The sequence below is a fragment of the Mesorhizobium sp. P3_A8 genome (genome assembly GCF_056402995.1).
Window position 1 is genome coordinate 20,639 of record NZ_JBFUGI010000002.1, and the last position, 14,778, is coordinate 35,416.

Sequence of the window (14,778 nt, forward strand, 5' to 3'; positions counted from 1 at the left end):
TGGTCGACGAGCCGCAATTCCGCCGGATTGGCTTGTTGACTAATGTAATAACATCACATATCCAATCGACCCCTGCCCGCAGCCGGGTTTCGCTGCTCCACGGAACGACATGACCCAGACCTGCCTGACCTTCCGTGACCTGACGCTGGGCTACAGCAGCCACCCGGCGATCCACCATCTCGACGGCACCATCCGCAAGGGGTCGTTGACGGCCGTGGTCGGCGCCAATGGCTCCGGCAAGTCGACGCTGATGAAGGGTATTGTCGGGGTGCTGAAGCCGATGGCCGGCGAGGTTCTTCGCGCACCCGGCGTTCGCGCCGCCTACCTGCCGCAGCAATCGGAACTCGACCGTTCCTTTCCCGCCCGCGTCGTCGATCTGGTTTCGCTTGGCCTCTGGCCGAAACGCGGCATGCTAGGCCGCTACACCAAGGAAGATCGCGATTCCGTCAGCCAGGCGCTGATGGCGGTCGGCCTTGGCGGCTTCGAGAAGCGGCCGATCGACACGCTGTCGGGCGGCCAGCTGCAGCGCACGCTGTTTGCCCGTGTGCTGTTGCAGGATGCCGACCTCATCCTGCTCGACGAACCGTTCAATGCCGTCGACGCCAAGACGGTTGGCGACCTGATCGCGCTCATCAAGCGCTGGCATGGCGAGGAACGCACCATCATGGTCGTCGTCCACGATCTCGATCTCGTGCGCCAGAATTTTCCGGAGACGCTGCTTTTGGCCCGCCAGCCGATCGCCTGGGGCGAAACCAGGGAAACGCTGAAGCCGGAAAACCTGTTGCGCGCCCGCCGTTTTCACGAAGCCTGGGAAGAAAACGCGCCCTGGTGCGAACCGGACGAGCACACTCATGATCATGCCCATGGGCACGATCATCATGGCCACGATCACGACCATCATCACGGCGCCGGCCCGAGGGCTGCCTGATGGACACGCTCTACGGTCTTTTCATCGCGCCCTTTGCCGATTTCGGCTTCATGCAGCGAGCGCTGTTCGGGTCGTTGATGCTGTCGCTCGGCGCCTGCCCTATCGGCGTCTTCCTGATGCTGCGGCGCATGAGCCTGTCGGGTGACGCCATGGCCCATGCCATCCTGCCGGGTGCGGCCGCCGGCTTCCTGTTCTACGGCCTCGAAATCCTGCCGATGACCATTGGTGGCCTGATCGCCGGCATCGTCGTGGCGCTCGGCGCCGGTGCCGTCTCGCGCTTCACCATCCAGCGTGAGGACGCCTCGATGGCGGCCTTCTACCTGATATCGCTCGCCATCGGCGTGCTGATGGTGTCGATCCGCGGCTCCAGCGTCGATCTCATGCATGTGCTGTTCGGCACGGTGCTGGCGCTCAACAACGAGGCGCTGATCCTGATTGGCGGCATCGTCGCGGTGACGCTGGTCAGCCTCGCCATCTTCTGGCGGGCGCTGGTCGCCGAATGCCTCGATCCGCTGTTCCTGCGCTCGGTCAGCAAGATGGGCAGCCCCGTGCATTTCATCTTCCTCGGCCTCGTCGTGCTCAATCTCGTCGGCGGCTTCCAGGCGCTCGGCACTTTGCTTTCCGTCGGGCTGATGATGTTGCCGGCGGCAGCCGCCCGCTTCTGGACGGTGCGCGTCGAGCCGATGTGCGTGCTGGCCGTGCTGATCGGCTTTGCCTCCTGCATCGCCGGGCTGCTTTTGTCCTACCACGCCTCGCTGCCGTCCGGTCCGGCCATCATCCTGTCGGCTGGCGTCGTCTATTTCGCCTCGATCCTGTTCGGCACGCGCGGCATTCTGCGCGCCCGCATCATCCATCACCGTCACAGAACGGCCTGATCCTCGCCCCTCGAAAGGAGACCTCGTCCATGCTGAAATCGATCCGTGCCGCCCTGGCGATGAGCGTTATAACATTAACTGCCTTTGGTGCGTCCTCAGCCTTCGCGGCCCCGCTCAAAGTCGTCGCCAGCTTCACCGTCATCGCCGACTTTGCCAGGAATGTCGGCGGCGACCGTGTCGACATCACCACCATCGTCGGGCCGGATGGCGACGCCCATGTCTATGAGCCGAGCCCGGCCGACGCAGTCGCCATGGCCAAGGCCGACATCGTGCTGGTCAACGGCCTGCATTTCGAGGGTTTCCTGCAACGGCTGGTCGATGCCAGCGCCACCAAGGCCTCGATCATCACCTTGACCGAGGGCGTGACGCCGATCGACTTCAAGCCTGAATTCGCCGCGGCCGAGGGTGCCGGCACCGGCGGTGGCAAGACCGTCACCGACCCGCATGCCTTCCAGTCGATCGCCAATGCCAAGATCTATGTGAAGAACATCGCCGAAGCCTTCTGCGCGGCCGACAGCGAGGGCTGCGTCAGCTACCAGACCAATGCCGCCGCCTACACCAAGAAGCTCGATGCGCTGGAAGGCGAAGTGAGGGCGGCGATCCAGTCGATCCCCGAGGCCAAGCGCGTTGTCATCACTTCTCACGACGCTTTCGGCTATTTCGAACACGAATACGGCCTGACCTTCCTTGCGCCGCAAGGCATCTCGACCGATTCCGAACCATCGGCCGCCGATGTTGCCAGGCTGGTCGAGCAGGTGAAGCAGGACAAGGCGGCCGCGATCTTCGTGGAAAACATCTCCAACCCGCGCCTGATCGAGCAGATCGCTAGCGAGACCGGCATCAAGGTGGGCGGCACGCTCTATTCGGATGCGCTGTCGCAGCCCGATGGCCCGGGCTCGACCTATATCGACATGATGCACAACAACATCCGCCAGATCAAAGGCGCCATTCTCGGCAGCTGAGAAGAGCCATTGTCGAAAAGGCGGAGCCGGTCTCCGCCTTTTTTCATTCCCCTTTTGGGCAATCCGAGTCAGATTCTTCGCTGGGAACGTCTATCTGCGCTATGATGTCGGTCCGCGCGGGACGCGTATGAAGCGCGGATTGAGGCCGGCACCGCTGTGACAGATTTCACTCCTTTCCAGTCGCTGCTTGGCGGCGCTCTCATCGGCCTGTCGGCGGTGCTCCTGATGGCGTTGCATGGACGGATTGCCGGGATGACCGGTATCCTAACAGGGGTCATTCCGCCGCTTGCCCCGGATTGGGGCTGGCGAGCCGCGTTTCTCACTGGCGCAGTCGTGGCGCCGCTTCTCTATCAGACTGTTGGCGGACATATTGCCTTCAGCGTGCCGCTGCCAACGCTGTCCCTTGTTGTCGGTGGCTTCGTGGTCGGGATCGGCGTGCATTTCGGCGGTGGCTGTCCGAGCGGGCATGGCATTTGCGGCATTGCGCGCCTGTCGCCACGCTCGATGGCAGCCGTCGCGACCTTCATGATCACCGCGTTCATCACCGTCTTCATCATCCGCCACATGGTCGGGGGCTGACCATGAACAAGCTCGTTTCGGCATTCCTGATCGGCGGGATTTTCGGCCTCGGCATCGCTGTTTCCGGTATGATCAATCCGGCCAAGGTGCTGAACTTCTTCGACATTGCCGGCACCTGGGACCCCAGCCTGATCTTCGTCATGGGCGGCGGCTTGGCTGTCGCCTTTATCGGTTACCGACTGGTGTTCGGCTGGCACAAGGCCCCGGTGTTCGAAACCGAGTTTGCGCTGCCGACGAAGCGCGCTATCGACCTGGAGTTGGTTGGCGGCGCCGCCGTGTTCGGTATCGGATGGGGCATTGCCGGCTTCTGTCCGGGCGGCGCCATTCCGGCGCTGGGCCTCGGCTATTCACAGACGCCGATCTTCGTCGCTTCGGTGATCGCAGGCATCGTCGTGGCGCGTTTTGCCCGGGCGCGCATCGCTCAGCCGGCCACGGCATAGGAATTGGTTGCCGGCCACGTCAGGGAGTGGCAAAACTCCTGCCAAATCAGATTGCGAGGATGCTGCCATGGAATACCGCGAAATCAGCGAGGACTATTCGGTCTCTGGCCAGATCCAGGCCGAAGACGTCGCCGCCATCAAGGAAGCCGGCTTCAAGAGCGTCATCTGCAACCGGCCGGATGACGAACAGCCCGGCCAGCCTTCGGCCAAAAGCATCGGCTCGGCGGTCGAGGCCGCCGGCCTTGCCTTCCGCTACATCCCGGTGATCAGCGGCCAGATCACCGCCGATAATGTCGATGACCAGGCGAAGGCGCTCGACGAACTCGACGGCCCGGTCTTCGCCTATTGCCGCTCCGGTGCGCGCTGCACCAATCTGTACGGGCTGATCCAGCAGTCAAAGGGCTGAATGAGCTTCACTGCCACGTCGCCGTCTATTCGTGTGCCCTCTTGAACTATCGGCGCTTGTCGCCCACCAAGCTGAGTACGCCAAAGAACACGGCTGCGAGAGCAATGAACAGCGCGAGAAAACCAAGTTCGACCGAACTGACCACCATCACGACGAAGCCTGTGAGACAGACGGGAGCTCCCACGAGGCACCACCAGCGCGACTTGTGATCGGTGAACATGCTCCATTCAGAGGCCCTAAACTTGAAAACCGGAGCTCGCCAGAACCGATTCATCTGAGGCCCATCCCTGAGAAACGAGTCCAAGCTCTTGGGATGACGCGCAAGGTGGATAAGTCCGCCGATTGTGTATGGCACCAGTCCGACAAGAAACAGGATAATGCCGGCAAGTTGGTATCTGGACATGCTTCACCACGGCCTGAGCGTTTCTATAGCGCCAAAGATGTACTGGCATCGAAGCGCCTAAACCATCGCCCACTCAAATCGGCAGCGCGCCCGTCTCCTTCAACGTCTCCAGCACGATCGCCGTCTTCACATGCTGGACCGATTCATGCGGTAGAAGTACGCCGTTGACGAACTCCGACAGCGATTTGAGATCAGGCGTCACCACCTTCAAGATGTAATCCATCTCGCCGGTCAGCGCGTGCGCCTCCTGCACCTCCGGCAGCCGCGCCACCAGTTCGCCGAAGCGTCTGGCATTATCGCGGTTGTGGGTGGCAAGCGTTACCGAGATGACATTGACCAGCGAGAAGCCGAGCTTGTCGCGATCGAGCACCGCCCGATAACCCTTGATGAAACCGTCCTCCTCGAGCCTCTGGCGGCGGCGCGAGCATTGTGACGCCGACAGGTTCACCCGCTCCGAGAGATCGTTGTTGGTGAGCCGCGCATCTCCCTGCAGCAGCGCCATTATCTTGCGGTCAAACTGATCAATGCGCGTCTCATCCATGGTTTTGTCTCTCATCATGCATGCTTCACGCATGACATCATCATTTCAAGCGTTTGAATGCAAGCACCATGCGACGGCTCCGCGCTATGATGGCGTGACATGGCCTTTTCAGGCCAAGCCAGCTTTTGGAGGAATATCATGGGTCCCTTCCCGCACGACGCCCCGCCCGCCACGATCAGCAAGGACAACCCCGCCGGCACCGACGGCTTCGAGTTTGTCGAGTTCGCGCATCCGGAGCCGCAGAAGCTGGCCGAGCTGTTCACCCGCATGGGCTATGTGGCGGTGGCCAGGCATCGGACCAAAGACATCACCGTCTGGCGCCAGGGCGACATCAACTATGTCGTCAATGCTGAGCCGGACTCGCATGCGATGAAGTTCGCCGACAAGCATGGCCCCTGCGCGGCCTCGATGGCCTGGCGGGTGGTCGATGCCAAGCATGCCTTCGACCACGCCGTCTCGAAAGGCGCGACGCCTTACGAAGGCGAAGACAAGGCGCTCGACGTGCCGGCTATCGTCGGCATCGGCGGCTCGCTGCTCTATTTCGTCGATACCTATGGCACGAAGGGTTCGGCTTATGACGCCGAGGTCGAGTGGCTGGGCGCGCGCGATCCGCGGCCGCTCGGTGTCGGCTTCTATTTCCTCGACCACCTGACCCACAATGTCTATCGCGGCCAGATGGACAAATGGTGGGATTTCTACCGCAATCTGTTTGGCTTCAAGCAGATCCACTTCTTCGACATTGACGGCAAGATCACCGGCCTGGTCAGCCGCGCCATCACCTCGCCCTGCGGCAAGATCCGCATTCCGCTCAACGAATCGAAAGACGAGACCAGCCAGATCGCCGAGTATCTGAAGAAGTACAATGGCGAAGGCATTCAGCACATCGCGGTCGGCACCGACGAGATCTACGCCGCCACCGACAAGCTTGCCGAGAATGGGCTGAAATTCATGCCCGGCCCGCCCGAGACCTATTACGACATGTCGTACAACAGGGTGAACGGCCATGACGAGCCGATCGAGCGGATGAAAAAGCACGGCATCCTGATCGACGGCGAAGGCGTGGTCGACGGCGGCATGACCAAGATCCTGCTGCAGATATTCTCGAAAACCGTGATCGGACCGATCTTCTTCGAGTTCATCCAGCGCAAGGGCGACGAAGGCTTTGGCGAAGGCAATTTCCGCGCGCTGTTCGAATCGATCGAGCAGGACCAGATCAAGCGCGGCGTGATCAAGGTGCAGGCAGCGGAGTAGTTCACTTGCGACTCGGCCAATTATGACCTAAATTCTGGTCATAAGAGGTTTGACGATGAACGTTCCGATGGCGAAAGCGAAGGCCCAACTCTCCGAGTTGGTGAAGCGTGCCCAGGCCGGCGAAGAAATCTATCTGACCCGGCATGGGGAAATTGTTGCGACCTTGAGTGCCCCCGCCCGGCCCGGCGGCAGCAAGCGCCTTTTGGGGGCCCTGAAAGGCCAAATTTGGATATCGGATGATTTTGATGAACTCGGCCCCGAATGGGACGAGTATATTAAATGAGCCGCAAATATCTGGTCGATACCCATATTTTGCTTTGGGTTCTCAACGCCGATTCACGTCTTTCGGATCATCATCGAGACATCTTTCTCGCAGGCAAGGATGTGATCGTCAGCGCCATCTCGGTAGCTGAGATCGCCATCAAGAAATCGCTCGGCAAAGTCACGCTCACAGGTGACATCTTGGACATCCTGCGATCGAACGGCATTCCGATCCTCGCCGTAAACGAACTCCATGCGGCGAGGCTTGAGCATCTGCCGCTTCACCACCGCGATCCGTTCGACCGCCTGCTTATCGCACAGGCACAAATTGAGGGCCTGATCTTGGTCACCGCGGATCGGCAATTCTCAACCTATGACGTCGCGTTGGTCTGACCATCCAGTTCCAGCCGTTCGACTTCAGCTTTTCTGAGTTTCAAATCATAATCGAGCAGGAACTCATCCAGCTGCGGCGGCGCGACCGAGGTGCCGGACAGCATGGCGTGCACCTGGCCGCGATGGTGGATGTCGTGCAGGAAGACATGGGCGAGGATGTCGCCGATGCGTTCGGGGATCATGCCATCCTCGCGCCGGTCGGTGATAACGCGGCGATCGAGATCGGCCTCCGACAGGCCATTGCAGAAGGCAATGAGCCTGCGGTCAAACTTGACCTGGGCCGCTGCTAAATCGACCGCCTCGTCGAATGGCACGTAGTCGTCATAAACGGCTGCGCCGACGCCGCCCTCTTCGAGAAAATCGAGATAGAGATGATCGACCGCCAGAATGTGGTTGAGCGTTGCCTTGATCGACGGGAAAAAGCTGGTGCGCCCAGCCTCGAACTCACCAGGCTTGAGCGCCAGCACGGCACGATAAAGCCGGTCGTTCGACCAGAGATTGTTGCCGGCCATGCGGCGCAGGTGATCCAGCAGGGTCACGAAATCATCCCCCCGACCGCACCAGATGCAGGCCTGCCGCCATGATCGCGAATCCGGCGAGAACGATCAGCAGCAACCCGTTCATGCGCCGGCGCATGGCTTGCGTTTCCTCATCCCGTGCGACGTTCATGTTGGTGATGGTGTGGAACATCATCGCCTTGCGCGGAAAGCCGCTGCGGTTGGTCAGATCCGGTGAGCGCGCCTCGATACGATAGCTCAACCGAATGGCCAGGATGAAGACTGCCAGAATCCCAAGCGCCAAGACGCCAGCCAGCAAATAGAGCACCTCCCCCGTCATTCCATTATCCCATGTTGTCCCTGGTACTTCTCGACCTTTTGCTCGATGGCGCCGAAGATCGAATGGCCGGCTCTGTCCTTCATCTCGATGCGCACCGTGTCGCCGAAGCGCAGGAACGGCGTTTTGGGTTCACCCGCCTCGATGGTCTCGATCATGCGCAGCTCGGCGATGCAGGAATAGCCGGCGCCGCCCGCCGAGACAGGCTTGCCCGGCCCGCCGTCGAGCTTGTTGGAGACTGTGCCCGAACCGATGATGGTGCCTGATACCAGCGGCCTTGTCCTGGCCGCATGCACGATCAGTGCCGGAAAATCGAAGGTCATGTCGACACCGGCATTGGCGCGGCCGAACGGCTTGCCGTTAAGGTCGGCGAGCAGCGGCAGGCTGACCTTGCCGCCATCCCAGGCGTCGCCCAGTTCATCCGGCGTCACCGCGACGGGCGAAAAGGCAGAGGACGGTTTCGACTGGAAGAAACCAAACCCCTTGGCCAGTTCCGGTCCCGTCAGCGCGCGCAGCGTGACATCGTTGACCAGCATGACCAGCCGGATCGCGGCGCGTGCTTCGTCTAGGCTTGCCCCCATCGGCACGTCGTCGACGATGACGGCGACTTCGCCTTCCATGTCGATGCCGAAGGCTTCGTCGGCCATGCGGATCGGATCGCGCGGTGGAATGAAGGAGTCCGAGCCGCCCTGATAGATCAGCGGATCGGTCCAGAAGCTTGCCGGCATTGCGACGCCGCGTGCTTTGCGCACCAGTTCGACATGATTCACATAGGCCGATCCATCCGCCCATTGATAGGCGCGCGGCAGCGGCGAATGCGCGTCGTGCTCGTGAAAGCGCGCCGACGGCACCGCATTGTTCTCCAGCGATTCCGCTATTGTGCCGAGATGCGGTGAAATCCTGCGCCAGTCGTCGAGTGCCGCCTGCAGCGTGCGCGCCAGGAAAGAGGCGTCGGTGTACTGCGTCAGGTCGCGCGAGACGACAACGAGTTTTCCGTCGCGCGTCCCGTCCTTCAGTGTGGCAAGCTTCATGCGGTTTCCTCTCCTTGTGCAGCTTTCACACTGCTTAATTCCACAACAAGGCCGTCGCAGGCGATCGTCAAGTCGCCGGCCCATGTTTTCCTGACAGCGGCGATCCAATCCGCCTCGCCGATCTCGGCATCGTCGGCGGGAATGAGGTGATTGAGCACCAGCCTCTTCACGCCGGCATCGCTGGCGATACGCCCGGCCCCTTCGGCGAAGCTGTGGCTGGCGAGCAGATGTTCTCTGAGCCGAGCGCCATTGCCGGTTCTGGCGACCAGCCGTTCGATGCCCTCTTCCAGCATGGCTTCATGGACGAGAACATCAGCACCCTTGGCAAAATCGGCGAGCGGCGGAAAGAAGGCCGTGTCGGCGGAAAACACCACGCTTTTCCCGCCATGCTCGAAGCGCAGCGCAAAGCAGTCGGTCACCGGTGGATGGTCGACACGCAGCGCCGTCACTTTCAGGCCGCCTTGCTCGACCACCTGCCCCTCGCCGAATTCGCTGATCGAAATCAGTTCGCGAATATCGGGCCGACCCTCGTCAACGATACGGATTTCAATGTCGAATTCCATCGCCTGGCAGAAGCGCCGCCAATAATGGCCGGTGCCGGCGGGCCCGAACACGTTGACCGGCGTCGCCAGACCCGCCGTCCATGCGGTGTGGAGCAACGGCCCGAGTTCCAGCACATGATCGGAATGCAAATGCGTGATGAAGACAAGGTCGAGCGCCTTCAGGCTGATGCCGGCATCGACCAGACCACGCGTCACGCCAAGCCCGCAATCGACGACGATGATCCGCCCACCGAGTTCCAACAGCGACGAACTCGGCCACGGCCCACCCGGCCGCAACGCCGGGCCGCCCTTCGAGCCGAGCAGCACCAGTCGATCGCTCATCAGACGAGCCTCAAGACCAGTCGCCCTCGGGCGTGCCATTGAAGCGTTTCTTCAGGTCGGCCCAGCAGTCGATGTAATTGTCCTGCCGGGTTTCCAGTTCGGCGCCGTAGCGGGTCAGCATCTGCGGGTAGCGGGTCTCGAACATGAAGGCCATGGTGTTGTCGAGCTTGACCGGTTTCAGCTCAGCACGCGAGGCCTTTTCGAAGCCAGGCGCGTCCGGGCCATGGGCCAGCATCAGATTGTGCAGGCTGATGCCGCCGGGGATAAAACCTTCTTCCTTGGCGTCGTACTGGCCATGGATCAGCCCCATGAACTCGCTCATGATGTTGCGGTGATACCAGGGCGGCCGGAACGTATTTTCGGCCACCAGCCAGCGCGGCGGAAAGATGACGAAGTCGATGTTGGCGGTGCCCTCCTCGCCGCTCGGCGCGGTCAGCACCGTGAAGATCGACGGATCTGGATGGTCGAACAAAAGCGCACCGACCGGCGAAAAGGTCGCCAGATCATATTTGTAGGGCGCGTAGTTGCCGTGCCAGGCAACAACATCGAGCGGCGAATGGCCGATCTCGGTGACATGGAAATTGCCGCACCATTTGACGATCAGCCGGCACGGCGTTTCCTTCTCCTCGAACCAGGCACAAGGCGTCTTGAAATCGCGCGGGTTGGCCAGGCAATTGGCGCCGATCGGGCCGCGGTCGGGCAAGGTCAGCTTGGCGCCGTAGTTCTCGCAGACATAGCCGCGTACTTCCTCGTCGACCAGTTCGACCTTGAAGACGAGGCCGCGCGGCAAAACGGCGATCTCGCCGGGCCGCAGCTCGATGACGCCCATCTCCGTCACCAGACGCAGGGCGCCGACTTGCGGGACGACCAGCAACTCGCCGTCCGCGTTGAAGAAATGGTCGTCGACCATCGATGTGTTGGCGACATAGACATGGGCTGCCATGCCGCTCTGCCCTAGCACGTCGCCAGCCGTGGTGATCGTGCACATGCCCTGAATAAAGTCGGTCGGGTCCTTCGGCATCGGCACCGGATTCCAGCGATACTGGCCAAGCGCCAATTCATGATCGCCGACATTGGGCGCGGTCTTCCACAAGGGATAGGTCGCTGCCTTGAACCGGCCGGTGTGCTTGACGCTCGGCCGGATGCGATACAGCCAGGAGCGCTCATTGGTGCCGCGCGGCGCGGTGAAGGGCGAGCCCGAAAGTTGCTCGGCATAGAGGCCGTAGGCCGGCCGCTGCGGCGAGTTCCGTCCCTGCGGCAGCGAGCCGGGCAAGGTTTCGGTCTCAAAATCGTTGCCGAAGCCCGGCATGTAGGAAAAGGCCATCCGATCCTCCCTGATCCCTGCCTCTCAGCCGCCTGAAACGCGGCTTACCGGCAATATTGACCAAACTGGTTTCATTTGTAACCATTGAAAATGTAACTATCAACGGCCACGGCGCGCATCATGGAATCCGATATTCTGGAACTGGAAAGTTTCCTGCCCTACCGCCTCTACCGGCTGGCCGATGCCGTCAGCCGCGAATTCTCGAAGATCTACCGGGATCGCCACGGGCTGACCCGACCGGAGTGGCGCACGCTTTCAGGTCTCGGCCAGCGCGGCACGATGACGGCGACAGAACTCGGCGAGCAGTCGGCCATGCACAAGACCAAGGTTTCGCGCGCCGTGGCCGAACTCGCGCGACGGCGCTGGCTGACACGCACGCCTGACGAGAGCGACCGCCGCGTTGAACATCTGGCTCTCACCAAGGCCGGGCTTGCCGCCTATCACGAGATGGTGCCGCTGGCGAAGGCGTTTGAGAAGGAGTTGCTGGCTAGGCTCGGTGCGGAGGAACGCGCGGCGATTGTCAACGGGGTGGCAGCTCTGGAGGCAAGGTTCGACCGTCGCAGAAATCAGATTGCTCCGGCGGTAGGCAACGCTCCTAAGCCGTAATATGTGCGTTCGGCTTCAATGATGCCTCTGACGTGGGTTCGAAATGCCACCGGATCATCGATGTAGGCCAGGAGCGCCTGCGCTTGCGAGGCCGCGTGTCTTTGAACTCTTTCAAACAGCCGCCTTGCCGTTTCAAAATCACCAGCCAAACCGGCCGCCACCCCGGCATTAAAAGCTGCCCATTCGCCGTACGCACCCGGCTGCAATTCATTCACGAGAATCGTCGCTGCCGCCTGCACGGAAGGAAACATCGATCGATGAACCTGATCGATCTCGACTGCCTTCCTGGCCATTTGACTGACCACGGGCACAAACTGCTCGGGGCTCTGGAACTCAACGAACCCGCCGACGCGTTCAGAGCGATCGAAGGTCAGTGTTTCCAGAAGCGAGCCCCAAAGCCAGTGGACTGCTACGTTCAGGTACGTGCCTTTGGACCAAGAGCTGGGCTGAAATTCGACTACACTTAGCCAGAAGCCACGATCTGCGATCCAGACACGTGATTGCCCCTTTCGCTGAAATCCGGCGGGCTGCAACGCGATCTTTGCCTGCGCAGCAATGATACGCCCGTGCTCGTTGTCCGCCATCTCTGGTCCCCACGTGAAGCCAATAGGTCGCCCCTACCAGTCCATCACCACCTTGCCGGAACTGCCGCTGCGCATCGCATCAAAGCCCGTCTGGAAATCATCAATACCGATGCGGTGGGTGATCAGCCCCGACACATCGAGCGGCCCCTGGACCAGCGCGATCATCTTGTACCAGGTCTCGAACATTTCGCGGCCATAGATGCCCTTGAGATGCAGCATCTTGAAGATGACCTTGTTCCAGTCGATCTCGAAGCCGGTCGGCGCAATGCCCAGAATAGCGATCTTGCCGCCATTGTTCATGGTGTCGATCATGTCGCGGAAGGCGGGCGCCGCTCCCGACATTTCCAGGCCGACGTCAAAACCTTCGGTCATGCCCAGCGCCGGCATGATTTCGCGCAGCTTTTCCTTCGAGGCGTCGACGACATGCTGGACGCCGAGCTTTTTCGCCAGCGCCAGCCGTACCGGGTTGATGTCGGTGATGACGACCTTTCGCGCACCCACGCATTGCGCCACCAGCGCGCCCATGATGCCGATCGGCCCCGCGCCTGTGACCAGCACATCCTCGCCGACGAGGTCGAAGGACAATGCCGTGTGAACGGCATTGCCCAGGGGATCGAAGATTGCTGCAATCTCGTCCGGCACGTCGTCGGGGATCGGCACGACATTGTGCTGCGGTATCGCCAGATACTCACCGAAGGCGCCGGGCCGGTTAACACCCACGCCGAGCGTGTTGCGGCAGAGATGCCCCCTGCCCGCACGGCAGTTACGGCAATGGCCGCAGACGATGTGGCCCTCGCCCGACACGCGCTGGCCGACCTTGTATTCGGTGACGGCTGCACCGAAATCGGCGACGGTGCCGACGAACTCATGACCGGTGACCATCGGCACCGGCACGGTCTTCTGCGCCCACTGGTCCCAATTGTAGATGTGCACGTCGGTACCGCAGATCGCCGTCTTCTTGATCTTGATCAGCACATCGTTGGGGCCGATCTCCGGCACCGGCACCTCTTCCATCCAGATGCCCGGTTCGGCCTTGGCCTTCACCAGCGCCTTCATCATGTTCGACATTCTTTTGTCCCTTGAATCTCTTGATCCGGAATCGCTTTTCGGCGCCGGCTGCTCAGGAAATGACACCCAGCTCCTTGCCGACCGCAGCGAAAGCCTCCACCGCACGGTCGATGTCGGCAATGGAATGCGCCGCCGACATCTGGGTGCGGATGCGCGCCTGGCCCTTCGGCACCACCGGGAACGAGAAGCCGATAACATAGATGCCGCGCTTCAGCATGCGCGCCGCCATCTCCTGCGCCAGCGTCGCGTCGCCCAGCATCACCGGGATGATCGGATGATCGGCCCCCGCCAGCGTGAAGCCGAGCTTGCCCATCTCAGACCTGAACCGCGCCGCATTGGCATAGAGGCGTTCGCGCAAGGCATCGCCATTGCGGATCAGGTCGAACACCTTGATCGAAGCGCCGGCGATCGCCGGCATCAGCGTATTGGAGAACAGATAGGGCCGTGAGCGCTGTCGCAGCCAGTCGACCACCTGGCTTTTGCCTGACGTATAACCGCCGGAAGCGCCGCCGAGCGCCTTGCCGAGCGTGCCGGTGATGATGTCGACCCTGCCCTCGACGCCGCAATGCTCGGCCGAGCCACGGCCATTTTTGCCGACGAAGCCAACCGCATGGCTGTCGTCGACCATGACCATGGCATCGTATTTGTCGGCAAGGTCGCAGACGCCTTTCAGGTTGGCGATGATGCCGTCCATCGAGAACACGCCGTCGGTGGCGATCAGCCGGAAACGGCAATCCCTGGCTTCCTTCAGCCGCGCCTCAAGATCCGCCATGTCGTTGTTGGCGTAGCGGACGCGCTTGGCCTTCGACAGCCTGACGCCATCGATGATCGAGGCGTGGTTCAGCGCATCCGAGATGATCGCGTCATCCTCGCCTAGCAGCGTCTCGAACAGGCCGCCATTGGCGTCGAAGCAGGAGCCGTAGAGGATGGTGTCTTCAAGGCCGAGGAAAGACGAAATCGTCGCCTCGAGCTCTTTGTGCTCCTCCTGCGTGCCGCAGATGAAGCGCACAGACGCCATGCCGTAGCCGTAACGGTCGAGCGCCTGGGTGGCCGCCTTTCGCAGGTCGGCGCTGTCGGCGAGGCCGAGATAGTTGTTGGCGCAAAAATTCAGCACTTTCTCGCCACCGACCTCGATCTGGGCCGACTGCATTGAGGAGATCACTCGCTCGGACTTGTAGAGCCCAGCCGATTTGAGCCCGGCAAGCTCGCTGTCAATATGGGAGAGAAATGCTGCGGTCATGATCAAGCCTCGTTTGACGTGGGCAGACTGTCGTCCCGCCTGCGCAAAAAATCCATCGCAAAAGCGACCGGATCGGGTGGCCGGGCAGCATCAGACGAGACGCCATAGGCATCGCCCAAGCGACCGCAGGTAACGAATGCTCAAATGCAGGCCGGCAGCGAAAGGAGG

Annotated in this window: 20 protein-coding genes; 10 read left to right on the forward strand and 10 right to left on the reverse strand. The window is 61.4% G+C overall.

What is annotated here, in order from left to right; translation table 11 throughout:
- Window positions 1–109 precede the first annotated feature (109 nt).
- The 6 genes from aztA to AC1DX4_RS04185 all read left to right on the forward strand — a co-directional run bounded on the left by aztA (window position 110) and on the right by AC1DX4_RS04185 (window position 4,190).
- On the forward strand, window positions 110–928 hold the full coding sequence (gene aztA, locus AC1DX4_RS04160; RefSeq protein WP_477219130.1) for a zinc ABC transporter ATP-binding protein AztA: 819 nt from the start codon (window positions 110–112) through the stop codon (window positions 926–928).
- Window positions 928–1,803 (forward strand): zinc ABC transporter permease AztB, encoded by an 876-nt coding sequence (gene aztB, locus AC1DX4_RS04165; RefSeq protein WP_027042241.1) that lies wholly within the window; start codon window positions 928–930, stop codon window positions 1,801–1,803. The genes aztA and aztB overlap by 1 nt, the downstream gene beginning before the upstream one ends.
- A gap of 29 nt (window positions 1,804–1,832) precedes the next feature.
- A complete protein-coding gene (gene aztC, locus AC1DX4_RS04170) occupies window positions 1,833–2,765 on the forward strand; it encodes a zinc ABC transporter substrate-binding protein AztC (protein ID WP_477219131.1) in 933 nt (310 codons plus the stop codon).
- Window positions 2,766–2,921: 156 nt separating this feature from the next.
- Window positions 2,922–3,344 (forward strand): YeeE/YedE family protein, encoded by a 423-nt coding sequence (locus AC1DX4_RS04175; protein ID WP_477219132.1) that lies wholly within the window; start codon window positions 2,922–2,924, stop codon window positions 3,342–3,344.
- 2 nt (window positions 3,345–3,346) lie between these two features.
- Window positions 3,347–3,784, forward strand: coding sequence for a DUF6691 family protein (locus AC1DX4_RS04180; protein ID WP_477219133.1), 438 nt, complete (start codon window positions 3,347–3,349; stop codon window positions 3,782–3,784).
- A gap of 67 nt (window positions 3,785–3,851) precedes the next feature.
- Window positions 3,852–4,190: a protein tyrosine phosphatase family protein gene (locus AC1DX4_RS04185; RefSeq protein ID WP_477219134.1), complete on the forward strand. Its 339-nt coding sequence runs from the start codon at window positions 3,852–3,854 to the stop codon at window positions 4,188–4,190.
- A 46-nt stretch (window positions 4,191–4,236) separates the two neighbouring features.
- On the opposite strand, the gene AC1DX4_RS04190 is transcribed toward AC1DX4_RS04185, so the two are convergent.
- Both AC1DX4_RS04190 and AC1DX4_RS04195 read right to left on the reverse strand, forming a co-directional pair.
- Window positions 4,237–4,410 carry a hypothetical protein gene (locus AC1DX4_RS04190; RefSeq protein WP_477219135.1) on the reverse strand — a complete coding sequence of 58 codons (174 nt, stop codon included), beginning with the start codon at window positions 4,408–4,410 and terminating at the stop codon, window positions 4,237–4,239.
- A gap of 256 nt (window positions 4,411–4,666) precedes the next feature.
- A complete protein-coding gene (locus tag AC1DX4_RS04195; protein ID WP_023762149.1) occupies window positions 4,667–5,134 on the reverse strand; it encodes an Lrp/AsnC family transcriptional regulator in 468 nt (155 codons plus the stop codon).
- 138 nt (window positions 5,135–5,272) lie between these two features.
- On the opposite strand from AC1DX4_RS04195, the gene hppD reads away from it, so the two are divergent.
- Genes hppD through AC1DX4_RS04210 form a run of 3 tightly spaced genes read left to right on the forward strand, consistent with a single transcriptional unit; the run spans window position 5,273 to window position 7,039 of the window.
- Window positions 5,273–6,385 (forward strand): 4-hydroxyphenylpyruvate dioxygenase, encoded by a 1,113-nt coding sequence (hppD, locus tag AC1DX4_RS04200; RefSeq protein WP_477219136.1) that lies wholly within the window; start codon window positions 5,273–5,275, stop codon window positions 6,383–6,385.
- A gap of 55 nt (window positions 6,386–6,440) precedes the next feature.
- The gene (locus tag AC1DX4_RS04205) at window positions 6,441–6,668 is read left to right on the forward strand and encodes a type II toxin-antitoxin system Phd/YefM family antitoxin (protein ID WP_477219137.1); all 228 of its coding nucleotides are present in this window, start codon (window positions 6,441–6,443) and stop codon (window positions 6,666–6,668) included.
- A complete protein-coding gene (locus AC1DX4_RS04210) occupies window positions 6,665–7,039 on the forward strand; it encodes a type II toxin-antitoxin system VapC family toxin (protein ID WP_477219138.1) in 375 nt (124 codons plus the stop codon). The genes AC1DX4_RS04205 and AC1DX4_RS04210 overlap by 4 nt, the downstream gene beginning before the upstream one ends.
- On the opposite strand, the gene AC1DX4_RS04215 is transcribed toward AC1DX4_RS04210, so the two are convergent.
- The 5 genes from AC1DX4_RS04215 to hmgA are packed head-to-tail and all read right to left on the reverse strand — an operon-like array spanning window position 7,018 to window position 11,112.
- Window positions 7,018–7,578, reverse strand: coding sequence for a DinB family protein (locus AC1DX4_RS04215; RefSeq protein WP_477219139.1), 561 nt, complete (start codon window positions 7,576–7,578; stop codon window positions 7,018–7,020). The genes AC1DX4_RS04210 and AC1DX4_RS04215 overlap by 22 nt on opposite strands.
- Window positions 7,579–7,582: 4 nt before the next feature.
- Window positions 7,583–7,876 (reverse strand): hypothetical protein, encoded by a 294-nt coding sequence (locus AC1DX4_RS04220; RefSeq protein ID WP_477219140.1) that lies wholly within the window; start codon window positions 7,874–7,876, stop codon window positions 7,583–7,585.
- Window positions 7,873–8,904: a fumarylacetoacetate hydrolase family protein gene (locus tag AC1DX4_RS04225; protein WP_477219141.1), complete on the reverse strand. Its 1,032-nt coding sequence runs from the start codon at window positions 8,902–8,904 to the stop codon at window positions 7,873–7,875. Before AC1DX4_RS04225 ends, AC1DX4_RS04220 begins: the two co-directional genes overlap by 4 nt.
- Window positions 8,901–9,788 (reverse strand): MBL fold metallo-hydrolase, encoded by an 888-nt coding sequence (locus AC1DX4_RS04230; protein ID WP_477219142.1) that lies wholly within the window; start codon window positions 9,786–9,788, stop codon window positions 8,901–8,903. The genes AC1DX4_RS04225 and AC1DX4_RS04230 overlap by 4 nt, the downstream gene beginning before the upstream one ends.
- 10 nt (window positions 9,789–9,798) lie before the next feature.
- Window positions 9,799–11,112: a homogentisate 1,2-dioxygenase gene (gene hmgA / locus AC1DX4_RS04235; protein WP_477219143.1), complete on the reverse strand. Its 1,314-nt coding sequence runs from the start codon at window positions 11,110–11,112 to the stop codon at window positions 9,799–9,801.
- A 120-nt stretch (window positions 11,113–11,232) separates the two neighbouring features.
- Between hmgA and AC1DX4_RS04240 the strand changes: the two genes are divergently transcribed.
- A complete protein-coding gene (locus AC1DX4_RS04240) occupies window positions 11,233–11,718 on the forward strand; it encodes a MarR family winged helix-turn-helix transcriptional regulator (protein WP_477219144.1) in 486 nt (161 codons plus the stop codon).
- On the opposite strand, the gene AC1DX4_RS04245 is transcribed toward AC1DX4_RS04240, so the two are convergent.
- Genes AC1DX4_RS04245 through AC1DX4_RS04255 form a run of 3 tightly spaced genes read right to left on the reverse strand, consistent with a single transcriptional unit; the run spans window position 11,679 to window position 14,610 of the window.
- Window positions 11,679–12,302: a DUF4304 domain-containing protein gene (locus AC1DX4_RS04245; RefSeq protein WP_477219145.1), complete on the reverse strand. Its 624-nt coding sequence runs from the start codon at window positions 12,300–12,302 to the stop codon at window positions 11,679–11,681. The two genes, AC1DX4_RS04240 and AC1DX4_RS04245, sit on opposite strands and share 40 nt — an antisense overlap.
- 33 nt (window positions 12,303–12,335) lie before the next feature.
- Window positions 12,336–13,370, reverse strand: coding sequence for an L-threonine 3-dehydrogenase (gene tdh / locus AC1DX4_RS04250; RefSeq protein ID WP_477219146.1), 1,035 nt, complete (start codon window positions 13,368–13,370; stop codon window positions 12,336–12,338).
- 52 nt (window positions 13,371–13,422) lie between these two features.
- Window positions 13,423–14,610 (reverse strand): glycine C-acetyltransferase, encoded by a 1,188-nt coding sequence (locus AC1DX4_RS04255; protein ID WP_477219147.1) that lies wholly within the window; start codon window positions 14,608–14,610, stop codon window positions 13,423–13,425.
- Between the last annotated feature and the right edge of the window lie 168 nt (window positions 14,611–14,778).